Below are 1,910 nucleotides of genomic sequence, written 5' to 3' on the forward strand. Positions count from 1 at the left end.
CGGGGCTCCTGCGATTTCTAGCTGAAGGGACAGGATCGCGCATCCAGGGTTCTCGAATAGCGATGGGACTTGTCGGGATCCCATCTAGAATAGGCGACAACCGGGCGAGAGAGGAGGTGAGCTGGCGGGTGACCTTCGCCCAGTGGCTGGGGCTAGGGGCGCTGTTGGGCCTGCTAGTTCTGCTTTGGCAGATCCGGCAGATCCTGCTGTTGGTGTTCGCGGCCATTGTGTTGGCAGTAGCATTGGATACCTTGGCCCAGATCCCACAGCGCTACGGCTTTCGGCGTGGCCCCTCAATTGTCATCACCAGTTTGACGGTTTTGGTGGCCGCGATCTTGGTGGGGCTAATCGTGGTGCCCCCCCTGGCGGAGCAGTTGCGGTGGCTGTTTACCGATGGGGTGCCCGCCGGGATCGTGCAAGCGCAGCGGCTGTTCGAGAGCTTGATTCTCTCTTTGCCGACGGATATTGAGCTGCCGACGCTGCGGGAATTGGCCAATAGCTTGGTGCCCCAGGCAACCGAATTGGTGCGCCAAGCGCGAGACTTTTTCTCCCAGTCCTTCACTGCCTTTTTCGGCACCCTGCTCAACCTATTGTTTGTAATCATCCTCACCATTTTGTTGTTGGCGGATCCCCAAGCCTACAGTCGCGCTTTTGTCTCGGTTTTCCCGGCCTTTTACCGTCCCCGCATTCGCTACATCCTCAAGCGCTGTGAGCTGGCGCTGCGAGGGTGGCTGATGGGGATCCTGTTTACCAGCACCTTGGTGATGCTGCTGAGTGGGATCGGGCTGTGGATTTTGGGGGTGCCCCTGATCTTGGCCAATGCGGTGCTGGCGGGATTGTTCAACTTCATCCCCAATATCGGCCCCACCTTAAGCGTGGTAGCCCCCATGCTGGTAGCCCTCACGGATGCCCCTTGGAAGTCCTTGGCAGTGCTGGGGCTGTATATCCTGATCCAGCAGTTGGAAAGCAGCGTCTTCACCCCCATCGTTATGTCCCGACAGGTGTCGCTCCTGCCCGCCCTAACCCTAGTAGCTCAAGTTACTTCAGCCTTTTTCTTTGGGGTGCTGGGCCTGTTCCTGGCCGTGCCTTTGGCGGCAATCCTGCAGGTGTGGATTCAGGAGGTGCTAATTCGGGATGTCCTGGATCCCTGGCAGGGATCCCGATTGCGGCCCTTGCTCAGGTTGGAAAGTGGAGAGAACGGGATCCAGAGCTCCACCCAGGCGGAAAACCAGGATCCCATTCCGCGACCGCAATCGGTGCGAGAAGGTTGAGGGGGCAATGCTCCTGACTTGGCTCAACCCCATCAGCTTAGCCACACGACCGGCCCTTCCATTGGGCAGGAATCGACGTTCTCCCCACGGCTAGAGCCGGGGGATTCTTTCCCGTCGCTCCACGCTCCTCGCGCTTGACCGGTGTGAGAACGCGACAACTGGCAACTGCGCACCCAGGCAGAGCGGCATCGGGGAAACAGTGAGGCCCACGGCCCGCTGTGCGAAGGGCATTCTGTCAACCAAGGATTCTGTCCCGCTATCGCTCACCTGGCAAGGTTGGACTGTGGAGTCCCGGCGGGAAAAGCCGCAACCCCTGCTGGCGCACCCGCCGCTCCTGGAAAGGGATAGGGGTCACGCGCGGCAAAGGCGTAGCCACAGGCTGGGGAGTTGAAGTGGGCACAGCTTGCGGAGAGGGCTCTGGGCTGGGCTCAGGCGTAAGCTCAGGTTCGGGAGTGGCTACTACGGGCGGTGGCGTTGGAACAGCCGGGATCCCCTCTGGTGTCGGACGGGGGCGGCCCAGTTGAAAGCGCGGCTGGCGACGAGGTACAAGCGTGGGCGTCGCCTCTGGCGTTGGAGTCGGAGTGGGTGTGGGTGTGGGCGTCGGGCTGGGTGTTGGCGCCGGAGTAGGAGTGGGCGTGG

1 protein-coding gene and 1 pseudogene are annotated in these 1,910 nt (G+C 61.3%); one reads left to right on the forward strand and one right to left on the reverse strand.

Annotated features, from left to right (window positions below; genetic code table 11):
- Positions 1–116: 116 nt before the first annotated feature.
- Positions 117–1,271: an AI-2E family transporter gene (locus NW815_RS04785; protein WP_414390682.1), complete on the forward strand. Its 1,155-nt coding sequence runs from the start codon at positions 117–119 to the stop codon at positions 1,269–1,271.
- Positions 1,272–1,527: 256 nt separating this feature from the next.
- Here NW815_RS04785 and NW815_RS04790 read toward each other — a convergent pair.
- Positions 1,528–1,910: pseudogene (locus NW815_RS04790) on the reverse strand (hypothetical protein); the annotation flags it as partial.

The organism is Synechococcus sp. R6-7, from assembly GCF_047461695.1.
Lineage (GTDB): Bacteria > Cyanobacteriota > Cyanobacteriia > Thermostichales > Thermostichaceae > Thermostichus.